Genomic DNA, 17,391 nt, shown 5'->3' on the forward strand with positions numbered 1-17,391 from the left:
GCCATCATTTGACCAGTTGTGTGCCAGTGTGCTTCGAAATTCGATAAATTACAACACCCAATTTAAACGACTGTTTAATTTCTTGTCGGCTAGAGTGAATTTTCAGCTTTGTGATACACTGCACAAAGTGTAGAAGTGCCAGATTACGCGAAAGAGTACGTAGTGGGAATTTGTACTTTAGCGGTATTACTCGCTGGCTAGTTGGGTAATTTTATTTTTATAATCAAAAGCATAGGCTTAAATCGAGAATTTGCTACCCCGTGCGAAATGAGGGCGTAAGTAGAGGAAAACACTGAGCCTATATGGCTTAGTCAGATTTGCGGTTTTTTTATTAACTATCGTTCATTACAGGATATGAAACATGGATCACTTGGCTCATCACTATCATGCCCACATCGCCGAGCTTAATCGTCGAGTTGCTGAAATTGTATCGCGTGAAGCATTATCAGGTTTAGTGATCCACTCGGGTCAGCCACATCGAATGTTTTTGGACGACATTAATTATCCTTTTAAAGCCAATCCCCATTTCAAGGCTTGGTTACCTGTGTTGGATAACCCTAACTGTTGGTTAGTGGTGAATGGTCGCGATAAGCCGCAACTGATTTTTTATCGCCCTGTGGATTTTTGGCATAAGGTGTCTGACGTGCCGGAGATGTTCTGGACCGAGCATTTTGAGATCAAATTACTCACTAAGGCCGATAAGGTTGCCGAACTATTGCCTAGCGATATCGCTAACTGGGCTTATTTGGGTGAGCATTTAGATGTGGCTGAGGTGCTGGGTTTCACCAGTCGCAATCCTGACTCTGTGATGAGCTATCTGCATTTTCACCGTACCACTAAAACCGAATATGAACTCGAATGTATGCGCCGAGCGAACCAGATTGCGGTGCAAGGGCATTTAGCGGCTAAAAATGCCTTCTATAACGGTGCCAGCGAGTTTGAAATTCAGCAGCAGTATTTATCTGCCGTGGGACAGGGCGAGAACGAAGTGCCCTACGGTAATATCATTGCCTTAAACCAAAATGCGGCGATTTTGCATTACACCGCACTCGAGCATCAAAATCCGGCGCGACGTTTATCTTTTTTAATCGATGCGGGTGCTAGTTATTTTGGTTATGCGTCGGATATCACTCGTACCTATGCGTTTGAGAAGAATCGCTTTGACGAATTGATCACTGCCATGAACAAGGCGCAGCTCGAGCTGATCGATATGATGCGCCCGGGTGTGCGTTATCCCGATTTACATTTGGCGACCCATGGCAAAGTCGCGCAAATGCTGTTGGATTTTGAGCTAGCCACGGGCGATGCCCAAGGCTTAGTCGACCAAGGCATTACCAGCGCCTTCTTTCCCCACGGACTCGGCCATATGCTAGGCTTGCAAGTGCATGATGTGGGAGGTTTTGCCTTCGATGAGCGTGGTACCCATATTCCGGCCCCTGAGGCTCATCCGTTCCTGCGTTGCACCCGCATTTTGGCACCAAACCAAGTGCTTACGATGGAGCCAGGATTATACATTATCGACACTTTACTCAATGAGCTAAAACAAGATAGCCGTGGTCAGCAGATCAATTGGCGCACCGTTGATGAGCTGCGACCTTTTGGCGGCATTCGTATCGAAGATAATGTGATTGTGCATCAGGATCGAAACGAAAATATGACCCGCGAACTGGGCTTAGCGTGATTTTAGGGAGAGCGAGTGCTCGAAAGTTATCTGATACCGAGTGAAAATGTGCAGATAGAAGAAGAGATAAAGCATAGCCGCTTTATCTCTTTTCTATTTCATTGCACAAGTTTAGAACAGCTGAAGTTAGTACTTACTGACATAAAGCGAGATTATCCCGGCGCCAGCCATTACTGCTATGCCTTTATTGCTGGAGCGCCCAACGACAGCATTGCCATCGGTTCGAGTGACGATGGTGAGCCAGCGGGCAGCGCTGGTCGTCCAATGCTCGCAGTATTACAAGGCGCGAATCTCGGTGAAGTCGGTGCCGTGGTGGTGCGTTTCTATGGCGGTACTAAGTTAGGTGTGGGCGGTTTAGTGCGTGCCTATACTTCGGGATTACGCCAAGGTTTAGGGCAATTGCCGACGCGATTGAAGCAATTACGTTATCCAGCCAAACTGCATTGTGATTACACCCAATTAAGGGATGTCGAACATTTATTACAACAGTTAGAAGCGGTGATCATCGATAAGCAATTTGCCGAAGCCGTTGATATCCATTTTGAAATAGGCAAACAGCAACAGGGTATATTGAATGAATCACTGGCAACGTTGAGTCAGGGTAGCCTGCGAGCAGAGTTTGAGCTGTGATGCCTGCGTAAATTATGCCAAAATATGCAAAATGCTGAAAATACCTTTGCAGCCAATGGAATAATTGAACACGCGGAATGCAATACAAAACCATAATAAGAATCATAGGCCTGCTAATCGGCCTGTTCTCCATCACTATGCTGCCGCCAGCCTTAATCGCCATTTGGTATAACGATGGCGGTGGTACTGCGTTTATTCAGGCATTTTTTGTTAGCTTATTTATCGGTTTTTGGCTCTGGTATCCTAATCGTCGCTGCAAAGAGGAATTACGAACTCGCGAGGGTTTCCTGATCGTAGTTTTGTTCTGGACAGTGCTTGGCTCCATCGGTGCCTTACCCTTTATCTTCTCAAGCCAACCCGATCTCAGCTGGACCGATAGTTTCTTCGAATCATTCTCCGCACTAACTACCACAGGAGCCACCGTTATTGTCGGACTGGACTCCTTACCTAAGGCCATTCTGTTTTATCGACATATGCTGCAATGGCTCGGCGGTATGGGGATCATTGTTCTAGCTGTGGCGATTCTGCCTGTGCTTGGAGTTGGGGGCATGCAGCTGTATCGCGCCGAGATTCCAGGGCCTGTGAAGGACAGTAAGATGACGCCGAGGATTGCCGAAACGGCTAAGGCGTTATGGTACATCTATCTACTGCTAACCATCACCTGTGCTGGCGCCTATTGGCTGGCGGGGATGAGCGTATTCGATGCCGTGTGTCACTCGTTTTCGACCATCGCCATCGGGGGCTTTTCGACCCACGATGCCAGTATGGGCTACTTTAACAGCCCTGTAATCAATCTGATTTGCGTATTCTTTTTGATAGTCTCTGCAGTGAACTTTAGCGTGCACTTTGCGGCATTTTCGCGCCGCGGGATCAATTTTAGAGTCTATTTTCGAGACACTGAGTTCAAGATGCTGGTGGCAATTCAGTTGGTGCTGACGGCGATTTGCTTCTTAACCCTTTATCACTCAGGGATTTATGACTCGCCAGAAGAAACCTTAGATCACGCCTTATTCCAAGCGGTTTCGGTGGCGACAACTGCTGGCTTTGGTACTGAAAGTTTCCATATGTGGCCGCTTTTCCTGCCGATTCTGTTGATCTTCTCAAGCTTTATCGGTGGGTGTGGTGGTTCAACTGCGGGCGGGATAAAGGTGATCCGAGTTATCCTGCTGCTGTTGCAAGGTTCTCGTGAACTTAAGCGCTTGGTTCACCCTAAGGCGATGTTCTCAATTCGTATTGGCTCCAAGGCGTTACCAGATCGTGTCGTCGATGCAGTATGGGGATTTTTCTCTGCCTACGCTTTAGTTTTCGTACTGTGTATGTTGGCGCTAATGGCCATGGGGCTGGACGATATTACGGCCTTTAGTGCCACCGCTGCCTGTTTAAATAACCTTGGCCCAGGGCTTGGGGAAGTGGCGAGTAACTATGCCAGTATCGGTGATGGCGCCAAATGGGTGCTGGTGGTGGCCATGTTATTTGGTCGCCTCGAAGTCTTTACCTTGTTGATTTTGTTCACGCCAACTTTCTGGAAGGATTGATATGCAGACATTAATAATCTATTCGACAATCGATGGCCAAACACTGGAAATTTGCCGAAAAATCAAAACGCTTGCCGAACAAGCGGGTGAGCAGGTGTCGTTAGTCACCTTAGAACAGGCCGAGGCCTTAAGTCTTGTCGATTTCGATAAAGTGCTGATTGGTGCGAGTATTCGTTATGGTAAACATAGACCTGAGCTATATCAGTTTGTAAATCGCAACCACGCGGTGTTAAGTGCAAAAATTAACGGTTTTTTCACTGTAAATGTGGTGGCGCGTAAGCCATTAAAGAACACGCCAGAAACCAATCCTTACATGCAAAAGTTCCTTAAATTATCGCTGTGGCAACCACAGCAATTGGCGGTGTTTGCAGGCAAGATTGATTATCCTAAATATAGTTTATTCGACCGGACCATGATCCGCTTTATCATGTGGATGACTAAGGGGCCGACTGACCTGAAGGGCACCTTCGAGTTTACCGATTGGGGTAAAGTCGAAGCCTTCGGAACGCACTTTAGCAAGCTGTAAAAATGATAAAGCCCTAGTCTCAGCTAGGGCTTTATGACTGCATGGCGTCGTTTAACGATTTATACCGCGCAGTAACGACTATGTAGAATGGAAATCACTTGGGTGACTTGTTCATTCTTAAGCTTGTAATACACAATCTGGGAGCTCTTACGGGTATCGACTAAGTCTTCAGCTCGCAATACTGCTAAATGCTGTGATAGTGCCGATTGGCTTAAAGGAACTGTCGCATTCAGTTCCGTCACGCTCAGCTCTTTATCCAGTAAAAGGCACAGAATCATTAAGCGATAAGGATTCGCTATAGCTTTAAGCCATTTAGCCGCACTTTCCGCATTAGTTACCATTGCATTTACATCTATATCATTTTGCATAAGGTACTCACTTGATCGCTTTTGATTAGATAATTCTAATTGAACATGTTTCTATACGCAATCATACTGCTCGGCAATTCAGATCTCAATTTTTGCATTTCAGAATATGAGACAACGCTGATTTGTGATCCTATCAGGGGTTTATTTAACAGATGATTGCCACAATGGTGCCACACTTTAACGGAACGGGAATACCCCATGACACGCATTTTGGTGCTTTATTTTACCCGTGGTGGCCACACGGCCAAGATTGCGAATGCAATCGCGCAGCAATTGACTCTGCGTGGTGCTGAGGTTGACTTAGTCGACATCAATAGTGCGGCTGCAACAAGGATTAACTGGCCCGATTATCAACTGGTGGCTTTGGGGGCTTGCGTACTCTATGGTACCTATGACAAGAGCGTATTCCAGTTTGTTGAACAACATTCGCAAGCGTTGAGTGCGTTGCCAAACAGTTTTTTCTGCGTCAATGTGGTGGCGCGTAATCCTGAAAAACGTATTCCAGAGAACAATAAATACCTGCAAAAATTCATAACCTTATCACCTTGGACTCCCGCCGATTTGAAGATTATTGCTGGTAAGGTGGATTACCCTTCGTGGCCTTGGTACGACAGATTAATGATCCAATTGATTATGAAAATCACCAAAGGGCCAACGGATCCTAAGGCGGTGATCGATTATACCGACTGGGAAGATGTGAAGGTCTATGCCGACCATTTGCTGACTTTGGCTAAGGTTGCTGAGCCCGCCTAATAAAAATGCGCTCTGTGAGCGCATTTTTAGTTGATGACTGATACGACTAGTATTTCCAAAAACTGGGATGGAATAGTACGGCCACAGTTAAAATCTCTAAGCGTCCTAGCAACATACCTAATGCAAGCGCCCACTTAGCCAGATCGGGCAGTGTCGAGAAGTTACCCGCTGGGCCAATAATCGGCCCAAGTCCTGGGCCAACGTTGGTGACTGCGGTAATTGCGCCAGTAAAACTGGTCATGGGGTCGAGCCCTGTCAACACCAAAATCACCGAAAGCCCAACAATCACAAACATAAATAGCAGTACAAAGGTGATCAGCGAGCGCACAATATCCTCACTAATCAGGCGGTTATTATAGCGCTCCCTAAATATCCCATTGGGATGACATTGCTGCTTTAACTGCTCGCGCATAATGGCGCCAGCAATTTGAAAGCGGAAGATTTTGATCCCGCCAGAGGTCGAGCCAGAACAGCTACCGACAAACATTAAGAACAGAAAAGCGATATTAGCAAATGCGCCCCACGTACCATAGTCGGTTAACCCATAGCCCGTTGTGGTCACAACAGATACGACGTTAAAGCTGGATAAGCGTAATGCATCAATCAAGGCGATATCGCGGGTTTGCCATAACCAAACACCAATAAAGCAAGAAACAAAGGTCAGAAAAAATAAGAAGCCTTTGACTTGGGCATCATTCCAAACGCTTAAATCGCGCTGTTGGATCATCTGCACAAACATCAGCAGGGGTAAACCTCCCGCCGCCATAAACACAACGCCAACCCAATGGGCTGAATTTGAAAACGCCGCCATCGAATTATCTGAGGTTGAATAGCCTCCCGTCGACAGTGTGGTCATCGCATGGTTGATGGCTTGAAACCACGTCATGCCTGCAACATGGTAGGCAATACAGCAGATAATAGTCAGTAAAATATAGATAAAGAATAAATGCTTAGCCATGCTTTGGGTACGAGGAACTGCCTTGTCACTCCAATCCGATGACTCAGTGCGGAACAGCCGCATACCACCAACGTTTAAGAAGGGCAGAATCGCAACCGCCATCACGATAAAGCCAATACCACCGAGCCATTGCAATAACGAGCGCCAGATTAAGATACTGTGATCCATCGTATCTAACCCTGAGAGCACGGTTGAACCTGTGGTGGTAATACCGGACATGGTCTCGAAGAAGGCATCCGTATAACCTATACCGTGGTAAAGCGTAAAAGGCATAGCCGCAAACAGACTCACGATCAGCCAAGTTAGGCTGGTGAGCAGAAACATATCTCGAATATTGAGGTTAATGGCCTTACTTTGGCCGTTATGCAAACACAGGCTGGCGCAAATCCCTGTGACTAAAGCCGATAACATGAAAGAGCCTACGGTCTCCTCGCCGTTGAATGCGGCAAGAAGTAAGGGCGCTAACATAAAGGCTGTTAACATCGATAAAAACAGCCCTAAAATAAACAATAACGGTCTAAAGTTCAGCATAGGATGATGACTTAAAAGAAGAAGGCGCTAGGTTGGAACAGCTTCTCGACTTCGCCGATAAATTTTTTGTTTACCAAAAACAAAATCACGTGATCCCCTTGCTCAATCACTGTTTTATCATGAGCCATCAACACTTCCTCATTCCGCACAATTGCGCCAATAGTGGTTCCCGGCGGCAGCTTGATATCGCCAATGGCCTTGCCAACAACTTTAGAGGTGCTGGAGTCACCGTGGGCAATGGCTTCGATGGCTTCGGCGGCGCCTCGACGTAAGGAATACACGTTACAGATATCGCCTTGGCGGATATGGGTCAGTAAGGCTGAAATCGTTGCCTGCTGGGGTGAAATCGCGATATCGATATTAGCTTCTTGCACAATATCCACATATGCTTCGCGCTGGATCAGCACCATCACCTTTTTCGCCCCCATGCGCTTGGCTAGCAGGGCGGACATGATATTGGCTTCATCATCGTTGGTGACGGCAATAAACACATCGGTTTGGTCGATATGTTCTTCGAGTAGCAGCTCTTGATCTGAGGCGTCACCACAAAATACCGTGGTGTTTTCAAGTTGTTCGGATAGAGACTCTGCGCGTTCGAACTTGTGTTCAATCAATTTGACTGAATGGGTGCGCTCGAGGCGTTTAGCCAGGCCTAAGCCGATGTTACCACCGCCGGCAATCATGATATTGCGGTAGGAGTTATCCAGCTTTTGCATCTCACTCATCACCGCGCGGATATGGCGACTGTCGGCCACGAAAAATACTTCGTCATCGGCTTCGATAATAGTCGTACCGCGGGGCATGATAGGGCGACCTTGGCGGAAAATCGCCGCCACCCGGGTATCAATATTTGGCATATGCTCGCGAAGCGCGGCCAAGGCATTACCGACTAAAGGGCCGCCATAATAGGCGCGCACCGCAACTAAACTTAAGCGCCCTTCGGCAAATTCGAGCACTTGCAGTGCACCGGGATACTCAACCAAACGTTGAATGTAAGCGGTCACTAACTGTTCAGGTGCGATAAGTTCATCGATCACAAAACCGCCGCGAGGACGCCCATCGCTATTTTTGGTCTCACTGTCGATAAATAATTTATCGCGCATCGCTAGATAAGGTTCGGAGCGAATACGGGCGATTTTAGTCGGTGTACCAAATAGGCTGTAGGCCATCTGGCAGGCGACCATGTTGCATTCATCGCTGTTCGTCACAGCAATCAGCATGTCGGCATCTTCGGCGCCAGCCTCTTTGAGCACATCGGGGTGGGCACCATGGCCCGCCACGACGCGAAGGTCATATTTATCCTGCAGGGCGCGTAATCTGGATTTGTCGCTATCGACGATGGTGATATCGTTGTTTTCACCCACCAAATTTTCGGCCAAGGTTCCGCCAACTTGACCCGCACCTAATATGATAATTTTCATGGCCTTGCTTACTTCCTAATGGGTCGCTTTCAATAAACGGGCGTAATAAAACCCATCCATGTTGTGTTGTCCCGGCGTGATTTGCCAACCTATATCTTGGCTTGAAGCCTGCTGGGCAAGTGTGTCTAGCTTAGCATCTGCGGTTCTGGCTAAAAATGCACTAATTTGGTCTCGATTTTCCTGCGGCAAAATAGAGCAAGTTGCATACAGGAGTGTGCCACCGGGCTTGAGCCACTTCCAGCAGTGATCGAGAATTTGTCTTTGCAGCTCGGCCAGTTCTTCGATGTCATGGTTTTTGCGTAACCATTTGATATCGGGATGGCGGCGGATAACGCCCGTCGCTGAGCAAGGTGCGTCGAGTAAGATACGATCAAATTGTTCACCCTGCCACCATGAGTCGATATTGGCCGCATCGCCATGAATAACTTCCGCTTTTAATGATAAACGGTCAAGGTTCTGTTGCACGCGCTCGAGACGTTTGGCATCGAAATCGACGGCGACCAGCTTGATGCTAGGTTCAAGTTCGAGTAAATGGCAACTCTTACCGCCCGGTGCCGCACAGGCGTCGAGAACCAGTTCATTGGCTTGCGGAGCCAGCAGGGTCGCTGCCCATTGGGCTGCGCCATCTTGCACTGATGCTGCACCTTCGTGGAAGCGTGGTAATGTCGCCACATCCTTGGGATGGGCAAGCAGGATTGCATCATCACTCAGGCCCGCACTGGCTTCTATCTCAAGCTCACTGAGGGCGGCAAGATATTCATCGCGGCTTTGGGAGAGGCGATTGTTACGTAGCCACATGGGTGGACGCTCATGACTTTGCTGGATTATCTCTTGCCAATGATCGGGATAAGCGGCTTTTAAGCGCTTAATTAACCAGCCCGGCGTGTTGTAGCTTAAGGTCTCCGACTCTGTGCTAAGCGGTGTTAATTGGCGCTGAATATTACGCAGCACGCCATTGACGACCTTTACCATTCCCTCAAACTTTAACTGACGGCAGGCCTCAGCGGTTTCGGATATGGCCGCATGGCTTGGTATGCGGGTGAAGTAAAGCTGATAACAGCCAACAATCAATAGCTGGTGGATGATCCTTTGCTTACCTTTGAGGGGATTGGCCAAACATTCGGCAACGCGTTTTTCTATTTGTGGCAAAGTACGCATTACGCCGTAGCAGAGCTCGGCGAGCAGGGCTTTATCTTTACCACTAGCAAGATGCCTTTGCTGTTCTGGCAGGGCAACTGAAAGTGACACGCCTTTTTCTAATACGTCGAAGATGGCTTTGGCCGCCAGTGCTCGCAAGTTCATCATTATTATTGCGCCTCGTTATTGAGACGAGTATTTGGGGTAAACCACTCGCCGCGGGCATTGAGAATATCTGCAACGCTGAGGGGTTTCTTACCGGGTAATTGCATGCTGAGCAGGGTTAACACACCATCGCCGGTGGTGACTTCAATACCTTTTTTACTGGCGCTGATAATAGTGCCGGGTGCGGCATTGCTGCTGGTGGTGCTGACTTGGGTCTGCCACACCTTGATAGTATTGCCTTGGTGCTCAAAGTAGCTCACAGGCCATGGATTGAAGGCGCGGACTTCTTGCCATAATTGGGTTGCTGATTTAGTCCAATCTAACCTCGCTTCTTCTTTACTGAGTTTTTCGGCGTAGTTCGCTAAGGCTTCATCTTGTTTTTCAGCGGCTAAGGTGCCGTTGGCTAAACCCTCGAGAGCTTGCAGTAGCGCATCGGGTCCTTGCTGGGCTAACTTCTCGTAAAGACTTGCCGAAGTATCGTCATCTTCAATTGGCAAGTAGGTTTTTAGCAGCATATCACCCGTATCTAGGCCGATATCCATCTGCATAATCGTCACGCCGGTTTCTTTATCACCTGCCCACAATGCGCGTTGAATCGGCGCCGCACCGCGCCAACGAGGCAGAATTGAACCATGAACATTGATACAGCCTAAACGTGGCGTATCAAGCACGACTTTAGGCAGGATCAAACCGTAGGCAACCACCACCATAATATCGGCATTAAGGGCGGCCAGTTCTTGCTGCGCGGGTTCTTTGCGTAGCGAACCGGGTTGATAAACTGGAATATTGTGGGCGAGCGCGAGCTCTTTCACTGGGCTGGCGGTGAGTTTTTTACCGCGCCCTGCGGGTCTATCCGGCTGTGTGTAAACAGCAATCACATTGTGGTGTGAGTTAATCAGCGCCTGTAAATGGCGAGCGGCAAAATCCGGTGTTCCGGCGAAGATGATATTGAGTGGTTTCAAATCTGATCCTAATGCTTATTTGGCGTCTTGTTTGGCCGCTTTTTCAAGTTTCTGTTTGATCCGTTGGCGCTTCAATGGCGACAGGTAGTCGACAAATAACTTACCTTTCAGGTGATCCATTTCATGCTGAATGCAAATCGCAAATAGGTCATCGGCTTCAACGGTGAATTCATTACCGTGTCTATCCAGAGCTTTAACGGTAACAAATTCGGCGCGGTCAACCTTGGCATAGATACCAGGGACAGACAGACAACCTTCTTCGTTACAGAAATCACCGCTACTGGCAATAATCTCGGGATTGATAAAGACTTTAGGACGTTCAACCTCGTCTTGTAAATCCATGACGATCAGTTGTTTATGATAATCAACCTGGGTCGCGGCTAAACCAATCCCTTTTTCTTGGTACATGGTTTCGAACATATCATCGATTTGAGTTTGCAACTCAGCAGTAAACTCTGTGATAGGTTGTGCTTGAGTTCGCAATCTTTCATCGGGAAAGCGTAAAACTTTTAATAGTGCCATACTTAAACTCTTAACAAGTCTGTCAAATCTCAATCAGTTGGTTATACTGACTGAGGCTAATGGGTTAATTTTAATCTTTAGTGCCTATCAATAACAGTAAAAGCTCGATTTAAGGGCTAAACAACATGGACCGCACCATGAAACGGCTAATTTTACTTGCGTTAATGACCTTTCATTGCACATTGGTTTACGCTGACACTCTCACGTTGAAAGCAGGGTATCCAGAGTCATATGTGGTAAAGAAGGGCGATACCCTGTGGGATATTTCTGCAACCTTTCTAAATGATCCGTGGAAGTGGCCACGTTTATGGGATGTTAACCCTCAAATAGCCAATCCTCATTTAATTTATCCCGGTGATCAACTCACCTTAGTCTTTATCGATGGTCAACCCAGATTAGTGCTTAATGGCGCGAGTGCGAGTATTGGAGCCAGTGAAGCAAAACCCCATATTCGCAAAACTCCAGAGGGACGCGTAATTGCCAAGAGCAATGCGGTTCCTGCGGTTGATTTGGCATTAATCCAAAACTATCTCGTTCAAAACCGTGTGGTTGATGCTAGCTGGCTAGGCATGCAACCTATGGTACTCGGCGGTGAAAGCCCGTCGCGCCATCATATTGTTGGTGATGTGATTTATATCAATAGCGAATTACCTTTGCATCAAAAGTTAGGAGTCTATGAGCGAGGCCGAGAATTCTTTAATAAAGAAACGGGCGAGGCGCTAGGACAGGAAGCGATTCTGGCATCCACGGGCCAAGTCATTGAGTCTGGCAAAGTGTCTAAGGTAAAAATTCTGAGCAATTTCCGTGAAACCAAAGCGGGCTTTAGGGTGTTGCCTATGGAGGATGAAGCGTTAATGTCAGCTTACTTTACGCCAAAACCCGCAGAACTTAAGACGCCAGCGACCATATTGGCCATCGAGTCGAAAATGCGCGAAGCCGGTAAACTCAATGTTGTCTATCTTGATAAAGGTACGCAGGACGGTATTGAGCCTGGCGAGGTATTCTCCATTTATCGCGATGGCGAAGAAATCGTGATTAATAACGATGGCCAACCTGTGCCCTCGATGGAACGGACAGCCTATGACAATGTGGTTGCGTCACTTTCATCTGACAGGGCACTCAAAATGCCTGATGTTTACAATGGTAAGTTATTAGTATTCAAAGTGTTTGATAAAGCAAGTTTAGGATTGATTGTATCGACGGAGCGTTCTGTGCGGGTCGATGATAAATTAATCGCCCCAGATTCCTTAGCCTTTAGAGGTCAATAATCTCTGAAAACTTGGTTGATTGGTTAATTGTTAGTGCGGTATCTGGGCTCGGACCCGCTCGGACACAACAATTATTAACGCACATGGATGTGGACGACCTCAGGCAAAGGCTCGAGCATGAGAAACACTCGCTCCCTTTGTCTGACAATCAGCTCCACAGCTTGGTTATTGACTATCAAAAAGTCGATGCTGCTTTAGAGTGGCAACAACAGGCGGCACATCATCATTTAGTCTGCTTTTCCGATCCGCTTTATCCTCCGCTGCTAAAACAATTAACCGATCCACCCTGCGTTTTGTTTGTTAAGGGCTGCGTCGAGGCACTAGCGATTCCATCTCTTGCTGTTGTGGGCAGCCGTAATGCATCTCCTGGTGGGTTGCAGGTGGCTTATCAATTGGCTCGAGAGATGTCAGCGCTAGGATTTAGTATTTGTAGCGGCATGGCGATGGGGATAGATGGTGCGGCGCATAAAGCCTGTGTTGACCACGGAGGAAGAACGCTTGCCGTGCTGGGAACTGGGATTGATATTACTTATCCGCGCCGACATAAGCAGCTTTATGAGGATATTCAGCGCCAAGGCTGTATAATAAGCGAGTTTTGGCCAGATGTAGGGCCTTTTGCGGGCAATTTCCCGAAACGAAATCGCATCATTAGCGGTCTTGCTTTAGGGACGCTGGTGGTTGAAGCCTGTCGCAAAAGTGGTTCACTCATCACCGCAAGGTTGGCTATGGAGCAAGGGCGTGAGGTGTTTGCCGTGCCTGGCTCCATCCTAGGAGGATTTCACCAAGGCTGTCACGATTTATTACGTGATGGGGCAAAACTTGTGGAAAGCGCGGCCGATATAGTGGAAGAGCTGGCAAGTTTGACAGCCTTTCATCTTGAAGAACTCTACTCCAGCCACCATATACAGCAAGGTGAGATTTGTGATTTGCCATTTTCATCGCTGTTAGCTAGTGTAGGTTATGAAACTACAACAATTGATGCTGTAGTTGAACATAGTGGGAAAACGATAGATCTGGTGTTAGAACAAATGCTTGAACTTGAGTTGCAAGGTTGGGTTGTTGCAGTACCCGGTGGTTACGTCAGAGTAAAGAGGAGCTAGCCATGTTTGATATCCTCATGTATCTATTTGAAAACTATGTTCACAGTGAAGTCGAACTATTAGTTGATGAAGACGAGTTAACCAAGGAACTCACTCGCGCTGGTTTTCATCAGTCGGAGATTTTAAAAGCCTTAACTTGGTTGGAGCGTCTGGCAGAGTTACAGGAAGGGGATAAGCCTTACCTGTGTAATCATGATCAGCATTCGTTTCGGATTTACACCAAAGACGAAATGGAAAAGCTGGATGTGGAGTGCCGTGGATTCCTGCTATTTTTAGAGCAAGTTAAAGTGCTTAATGTCGAAACCCGTGAGATGGTGATCGACAGAGTCATGGAGCTTGATGAGCCTGCCTTGATCCTCGAAGATCTTAAGTGGGTTATTCTGATGGTGCTGTTTAATGCGCCCGGCCATGAGTCTGCCTATGAGCAAATGGAAGATTTAATTTTTGAGCAGCCTGAAGAAGGCCGGCTACATTCTTAAGTGTTGCGACGTGATAAATAATGAGAAAGGAGGCTAGCCCTCCTTTTTTGATGCCATATGTTTGTTGAGACCTGTGCGGTGAGTTATCTGCGGATTAGCCGCAATGACTAGTGGTAAATGATTATGTCTAAGATCGATGAACAACTATTTAGTGCCCATGAGCATGCACTGGAAAAAGAATACGAGTTATGCCCCGAATGTGGCAGCGAGTTGTCGGTAAAACACAGTAAGCATGGGAGTTTTATCGGCTGTAATAATTACCCAACCTGTGAATATACTCGTCCTTTAGTGCAGCACGAATCGATTGAAACCCAAGTGATTGAAGGTTCTAAATGTCCCGCATGCGGCCATGAGTTGGCTGTTAAATCGGGGCGTTTTGGCATTTTTATCGGCTGTACCCAATATCCCAATTGTACTCATATTGAAAGACCTGATCAGGAGAGCGATAAACCTGAGGTGGCCTGTCCTGAATGTAAAACGGGTAAACTTGAGCATCGAACCAGCCGTTTTGGTAAGAGTTTTTATGCCTGTAGCGCGTATCCCAAATGTAAGTTTATCGTCAATTATCCACCCGTTTGCGAAAGCTGCCCGAGTTGTGGCTTTGGGATTTTAGTCGAGCGTAAAGGTGCGGCGGGAATGCGTTTAGAATGCCCGCAAAAAAGCTGTAAATACAAACGAGCGCTTTAGTGTGATCGATCTCTCTAAAAGTTTGGCCGCTTAAACCGCCTTAGGTATAATCCCTGTCCAACCATGGATGGGGTAGCCAAGATGCCAAAATTTGTTTGGAAAAACGATTAAATCCATAAGGTAATCCTAAGATGTTACAGCTGCACCCCTCTGACATTAAAGACGTAGTGTTAAACGGTGGCGTTATCGCTTATCCCACTGAAGCCGTCTATGGTTTAGGCTGTGACCCAGATAATGATACTGCCATTCAAAAATTACTCGCCGTAAAACAACGTCCTTGGCAGAAGGGCCTTATCTTAGTGGCGAGCGAGTTTTCCCAGTTATTAGACTATGTTGATGAATCACAGTTGAGCGCCGAGCAGCTTGAGTTTGCCTTTTCTAAATGGCCAGGGCCTTTTACCTTTGTGATGCCGATTAAACCGCATGTCTCGCGTTATTTATCCGGTGAATTTGATTCTATCGCCGTGCGCGTCTCCGCCCATGAAGGTGTGCGGGCTTTGTGCCAAGCCTTGGGTAAACCACTCGTCTCAACCAGTGCCAACTTAGCCGGCGAAGATCCCGCACTTAGTGATGATGACATTCTCAACGCTTTTGAAGGCAAAATAGATGCCTTAGTGCTAGGCCAATTAGGTCAGCAGCGTCAGCCGTCCACCATTGTTGATGCTCGAAGTGGCAAGATTTTGCGCAACGGACAGTAACTAATTAATAAAAATAAGGATAAAAGCTATGAGTGTGCCAGATGCGACAGTGGTAAAAGCATTTTTACTCGATCTACAACATCGAATTTGTGCGGGTCTTGAGCAGTTGGATGGGCAAGCAAGCTTTGCAGCCGATTCATGGACGCGCACCGAAGGCGGTGGCGGCACCAGTCGGGTCTTAACCCAAGGTGCGGTATTTGAGCAAGCCGGGGTTAACTTTTCCCATGTGACAGGGGCTGCGATGCCCGCATCGGCAACGGCTCATCGCCCTGAACTGGCGGGTCGCAGCTTTGAGGCCATGGGTGTCTCCTTAGTGATTCATCCAAGAAATCCTTACATTCCAACCACCCATGCTAATGTGCGTTTCTTTATTGCCCATAAAGACGGCGCGGATCCTGTCTGGTGGTTTGGTGGTGGTTTCGATTTAACGCCTTACTATCCTTTCGAAGAAGATGTGCGCGAGTGGCATCAAAGTGCTAAAAATCTATGCCAGCCTTTTGGTGACGATGTTTATCCTAAGTATAAGAAGTGGTGTGATGAGTATTTCTTCCTGCCACATCGTAATGAAACCCGCGGTGTGGGCGGTCTGTTCTTTGATGACTTAAACCAAACAGGCTTCGATAAGAGTTTCGATTTTATGCAGGCGGTGGGCAACGGCTTCTTAACTGCATATGCGCCGATTGTTGAGCGTCGTAAAGAGACTCCCTATGGTGAGCGTGAGCGTGAGTTCCAGTTATATCGTCGCGGCCGTTATGTTGAGTTCAATCTGGTATACGACAGAGGCACTTTGTTCGGCCTGCAAACCGGTGGCCGCACAGAGTCTATTTTGATGTCAATGCCGCCATTGGTGCGTTGGCAATATGCTTATACGCCAGAGGCGGGCAGCCCAGAGGCAGATCTTTACGATAACTACCTCAAGCCACGGGATTGGGTATAAGCAACGGGTATCAGTATGAGTAGCGTCATTGCACTTTATTGATTACGCATATGATCAGCCAGAGTTGAAATTGCCTCATAGATAGCGGCGCGATGCTCTGGCTTTTTTATGTGTTTTTCAATGGCAAACTTCATGCAAAATAGCCATTGATCCCGCATTGTCTCATCGACAGCGAAGGGCATATGCCGAGCGCGTAATGCGGGATGACCATACTTTTGCTGATATAACTGCGGACCGCCTAGCCAGCCACTTAAGAATTCATAGAGCTTTTGTTCCGACTCTGCAATCGGCGCACGGTGAATCGCGAATAAGGCTTGTGTTTCTGCTGAGCTTGCCATTTTCTGATAGAAACTATTGGCAATCGCGCGGATCACTTTGTCGCCACCAATTAAATCATAGGCATTAGACTGATTCGGATCCCTGTCATCCGACACGCTTGTGTGTTTACTAAAAATCTTTTTAAGCCAGTTCATAGGTCTAACTGCATTGCTGTCTACAATTTCGATGCGCGCATTATAGCCTGAATGTCACTGTGAAACCGAAGGCTAAAGTTAGGTACAACAACTTAGGCTCGCCACTAGGCTGTGCTACCGCCTAAAAGCGCGCTAGACTGCATGCCATTCACAGCCAATAGAATCCCGCAGATGACAAATATGCCCTCAGTAACTACGCCAGTACTTGATCGATATGCCGTGTTTGGCAATCCGATAGGTCACAGTAAATCACCCTTTATCCATGGACAGTTTGCGGCCCTTACGCAGCAGTCCCTGAGTTATGAAGCGATTCTGGCGCCCATTGATGGTTTTGAGGCGAGTTTACGAGCAGTTTTTTCAGGCGGGAGGAAAGGGCGCGAATGTGACAGTGCCTTTTAAAGAGCAAGCCTTTGCCCTCTGCGATCGCTTAAGCGCCGAAGCGACACTGGCGGGGGCGGTCAATACCTTAAGTTTTTTGGCCGATGGCACAATTTATGGTGATAACACCGATGGTTTGGGGCTGGTGGCCGATCTTATTCGCCATCTCGGCAGTTTGCAGC

Annotated in this window: 18 protein-coding genes and 1 pseudogene; 12 read left to right on the plus strand and 7 right to left on the minus strand. The window is 47.5% G+C overall.

The window, feature by feature from the left end; genetic code table 11:
• Positions 1 to 361: 361 nt before the first annotated feature.
• The 4 genes from pepQ to hemG (SHEWPOL2_RS14535) all read left to right on the plus strand — a co-directional run bounded on the left by pepQ (position 362) and on the right by hemG (SHEWPOL2_RS14535) (position 4,372).
• Positions 362 to 1,681, plus strand: a complete 1,320-nt coding sequence (pepQ, locus tag SHEWPOL2_RS14520) for a Xaa-Pro dipeptidase (RefSeq protein WP_023266033.1) — start codon at positions 362 to 364, stop codon at positions 1,679 to 1,681.
• A gap of 15 nt (positions 1,682 to 1,696) precedes the next feature.
• Positions 1,697 to 2,311: a YigZ family protein gene (locus SHEWPOL2_RS14525; protein ID WP_037429370.1), complete on the plus strand. Its 615-nt coding sequence runs from the start codon at positions 1,697 to 1,699 to the stop codon at positions 2,309 to 2,311.
• Between the two features lie 77 nt (positions 2,312 to 2,388).
• Positions 2,389 to 3,846, plus strand: a complete 1,458-nt coding sequence (locus SHEWPOL2_RS14530; protein WP_037429372.1) for a TrkH family potassium uptake protein — start codon at positions 2,389 to 2,391, stop codon at positions 3,844 to 3,846.
• A 1-nt stretch (position 3,847) separates the two neighbouring features.
• Positions 3,848 to 4,372: a menaquinone-dependent protoporphyrinogen IX dehydrogenase gene (hemG, locus tag SHEWPOL2_RS14535; RefSeq protein WP_037413499.1), complete on the plus strand. Its 525-nt coding sequence runs from the start codon at positions 3,848 to 3,850 to the stop codon at positions 4,370 to 4,372.
• A 59-nt stretch (positions 4,373 to 4,431) separates the two neighbouring features.
• Here hemG (SHEWPOL2_RS14535) and SHEWPOL2_RS14540 read toward each other — a convergent pair whose 3' ends face one another.
• On the minus strand, positions 4,432 to 4,740 hold the full coding sequence (locus SHEWPOL2_RS14540; protein WP_011715321.1) for a metalloregulator ArsR/SmtB family transcription factor: 309 nt from the start codon (positions 4,738 to 4,740) through the stop codon (positions 4,432 to 4,434).
• 198 nt (positions 4,741 to 4,938) lie between these two features.
• Between SHEWPOL2_RS14540 and hemG (SHEWPOL2_RS14545) the strand changes: the two genes are divergently transcribed.
• A complete protein-coding gene (gene hemG / locus SHEWPOL2_RS14545) occupies positions 4,939 to 5,493 on the plus strand; it encodes a menaquinone-dependent protoporphyrinogen IX dehydrogenase (RefSeq protein WP_037413503.1) in 555 nt (184 codons plus the stop codon).
• Between the two features lie 46 nt (positions 5,494 to 5,539).
• Here hemG (SHEWPOL2_RS14545) and SHEWPOL2_RS14550 read toward each other — a convergent pair whose 3' ends face one another.
• Genes SHEWPOL2_RS14550 through def form a run of 5 tightly spaced genes read right to left on the minus strand, consistent with a single transcriptional unit; the run spans position 5,540 to position 11,189 of the window.
• Positions 5,540 to 6,982, minus strand: coding sequence for a TrkH family potassium uptake protein (locus SHEWPOL2_RS14550; RefSeq protein WP_037413506.1), 1,443 nt, complete (start codon positions 6,980 to 6,982; stop codon positions 5,540 to 5,542).
• A gap of 11 nt (positions 6,983 to 6,993) precedes the next feature.
• The gene (gene trkA, locus SHEWPOL2_RS14555) at positions 6,994 to 8,403 is read right to left on the minus strand and encodes a Trk system potassium transporter TrkA (RefSeq protein ID WP_037429374.1); all 1,410 of its coding nucleotides are present in this window, start codon (positions 8,401 to 8,403) and stop codon (positions 6,994 to 6,996) included.
• 15 nt (positions 8,404 to 8,418) lie between these two features.
• A complete protein-coding gene (gene rsmB, locus SHEWPOL2_RS14560; protein WP_037429389.1) occupies positions 8,419 to 9,705 on the minus strand; it encodes a 16S rRNA (cytosine(967)-C(5))-methyltransferase RsmB in 1,287 nt (428 codons plus the stop codon).
• Positions 9,706 to 9,710: 5 nt separating this feature from the next.
• On the minus strand, positions 9,711 to 10,667 hold the full coding sequence (gene fmt / locus SHEWPOL2_RS14565) for a methionyl-tRNA formyltransferase (protein ID WP_037429376.1): 957 nt from the start codon (positions 10,665 to 10,667) through the stop codon (positions 9,711 to 9,713).
• A gap of 15 nt (positions 10,668 to 10,682) precedes the next feature.
• Entirely contained in the window at positions 10,683 to 11,189 is a 507-nt protein-coding gene (def, locus tag SHEWPOL2_RS14570) for a peptide deformylase (RefSeq protein ID WP_037429378.1), read from the minus strand.
• 125 nt (positions 11,190 to 11,314) lie between these two features.
• Between def and SHEWPOL2_RS14575 the strand changes: the two genes are divergently transcribed.
• From SHEWPOL2_RS14575 to hemF, 6 genes are all read left to right on the plus strand, one after another.
• Complete coding sequence (locus SHEWPOL2_RS14575) at positions 11,315 to 12,457, plus strand: LysM domain-containing protein (protein ID WP_037429380.1); 1,143 nt, start codon at positions 11,315 to 11,317, stop codon at positions 12,455 to 12,457.
• Positions 12,458 to 12,540: 83 nt separating this feature from the next.
• Entirely contained in the window at positions 12,541 to 13,557 is a 1,017-nt protein-coding gene (gene dprA, locus SHEWPOL2_RS14580; RefSeq protein WP_037429383.1) for a DNA-processing protein DprA, read from the plus strand.
• 2 nt (positions 13,558 to 13,559) lie between these two features.
• Complete coding sequence (locus SHEWPOL2_RS14585; protein WP_011070451.1) at positions 13,560 to 14,036, plus strand: DUF494 family protein; 477 nt, start codon at positions 13,560 to 13,562, stop codon at positions 14,034 to 14,036.
• Positions 14,037 to 14,159: 123 nt separating this feature from the next.
• The gene (locus tag SHEWPOL2_RS14590) at positions 14,160 to 14,723 is read left to right on the plus strand and encodes a topoisomerase DNA-binding C4 zinc finger domain-containing protein (RefSeq protein WP_037429392.1); all 564 of its coding nucleotides are present in this window, start codon (positions 14,160 to 14,162) and stop codon (positions 14,721 to 14,723) included.
• 131 nt (positions 14,724 to 14,854) lie between these two features.
• On the plus strand, positions 14,855 to 15,421 hold the full coding sequence (locus SHEWPOL2_RS14595; RefSeq protein WP_037413519.1) for an L-threonylcarbamoyladenylate synthase: 567 nt from the start codon (positions 14,855 to 14,857) through the stop codon (positions 15,419 to 15,421).
• 28 nt (positions 15,422 to 15,449) lie between these two features.
• The gene (hemF, locus tag SHEWPOL2_RS14600) at positions 15,450 to 16,358 is read left to right on the plus strand and encodes an oxygen-dependent coproporphyrinogen oxidase (protein WP_037429386.1); all 909 of its coding nucleotides are present in this window, start codon (positions 15,450 to 15,452) and stop codon (positions 16,356 to 16,358) included.
• A 35-nt stretch (positions 16,359 to 16,393) separates the two neighbouring features.
• On the opposite strand, the gene SHEWPOL2_RS14605 is transcribed toward hemF, so the two are convergent.
• A complete protein-coding gene (locus SHEWPOL2_RS14605) occupies positions 16,394 to 16,831 on the minus strand; it encodes a group II truncated hemoglobin (protein WP_037413521.1) in 438 nt (145 codons plus the stop codon).
• Between the two features lie 171 nt (positions 16,832 to 17,002).
• On the opposite strand from SHEWPOL2_RS14605, the pseudogene SHEWPOL2_RS14610 reads away from it, so the two are divergent.
• A pseudogene (locus tag SHEWPOL2_RS14610) lies at positions 17,003 to 17,391 on the plus strand (shikimate dehydrogenase); the annotation flags it as partial.

It is taken from the genome of Shewanella sp. POL2 (genome assembly GCF_000282755.1).
GTDB lineage: Bacteria > Pseudomonadota > Gammaproteobacteria > Enterobacterales > Shewanellaceae > Shewanella > Shewanella xiamenensis.

Excerpts from the sequence above, each read along its gene's own strand:
- SHEWPOL2_RS14540 (WP_011715321.1), bottom strand. The coding sequence starts at position 4,740 with ATGCAAAATGATATAGATGTAAATGCAATGGTAACTAATGCGGAAAGT.
- hemG (WP_037413503.1), top strand. The coding sequence starts at position 4,939 with ATGACACGCATTTTGGTGCTTTATTTTACCCGTGGTGGCCACACGGCC.
- SHEWPOL2_RS14550 (WP_037413506.1), bottom strand. The coding sequence starts at position 6,982 with ATGCTGAACTTTAGACCGTTATTGTTTATTTTAGGGCTGTTTTTATCG.
- SHEWPOL2_RS14530 (WP_037429372.1), top strand. The coding sequence starts at position 2,389 with ATGCAATACAAAACCATAATAAGAATCATAGGCCTGCTAATCGGCCTG.
- def (WP_037429378.1), bottom strand. The coding sequence starts at position 11,189 with ATGGCACTATTAAAAGTTTTACGCTTTCCCGATGAAAGATTGCGAACT.
- SHEWPOL2_RS14590 (WP_037429392.1), top strand. The coding sequence starts at position 14,160 with ATGTCTAAGATCGATGAACAACTATTTAGTGCCCATGAGCATGCACTG.
- dprA (WP_037429383.1), top strand. The coding sequence starts at position 12,541 with ATGGATGTGGACGACCTCAGGCAAAGGCTCGAGCATGAGAAACACTCG.
- SHEWPOL2_RS14595 (WP_037413519.1), top strand. The coding sequence starts at position 14,855 with ATGTTACAGCTGCACCCCTCTGACATTAAAGACGTAGTGTTAAACGGT.
- hemG (WP_037413499.1), top strand. The coding sequence starts at position 3,848 with ATGCAGACATTAATAATCTATTCGACAATCGATGGCCAAACACTGGAA.
- rsmB (WP_037429389.1), bottom strand. The coding sequence starts at position 9,705 with ATGAACTTGCGAGCACTGGCGGCCAAAGCCATCTTCGACGTATTAGAA.
- hemF (WP_037429386.1), top strand. The coding sequence starts at position 15,450 with ATGAGTGTGCCAGATGCGACAGTGGTAAAAGCATTTTTACTCGATCTA.
- pepQ (WP_023266033.1), top strand. The coding sequence starts at position 362 with ATGGATCACTTGGCTCATCACTATCATGCCCACATCGCCGAGCTTAAT.
- trkA (WP_037429374.1), bottom strand. The coding sequence starts at position 8,403 with ATGAAAATTATCATATTAGGTGCGGGTCAAGTTGGCGGAACCTTGGCC.
- SHEWPOL2_RS14575 (WP_037429380.1), top strand. The coding sequence starts at position 11,315 with ATGGACCGCACCATGAAACGGCTAATTTTACTTGCGTTAATGACCTTT.
- SHEWPOL2_RS14585 (WP_011070451.1), top strand. The coding sequence starts at position 13,560 with ATGTTTGATATCCTCATGTATCTATTTGAAAACTATGTTCACAGTGAA.
- SHEWPOL2_RS14605 (WP_037413521.1), bottom strand. The coding sequence starts at position 16,831 with ATGAACTGGCTTAAAAAGATTTTTAGTAAACACACAAGCGTGTCGGAT.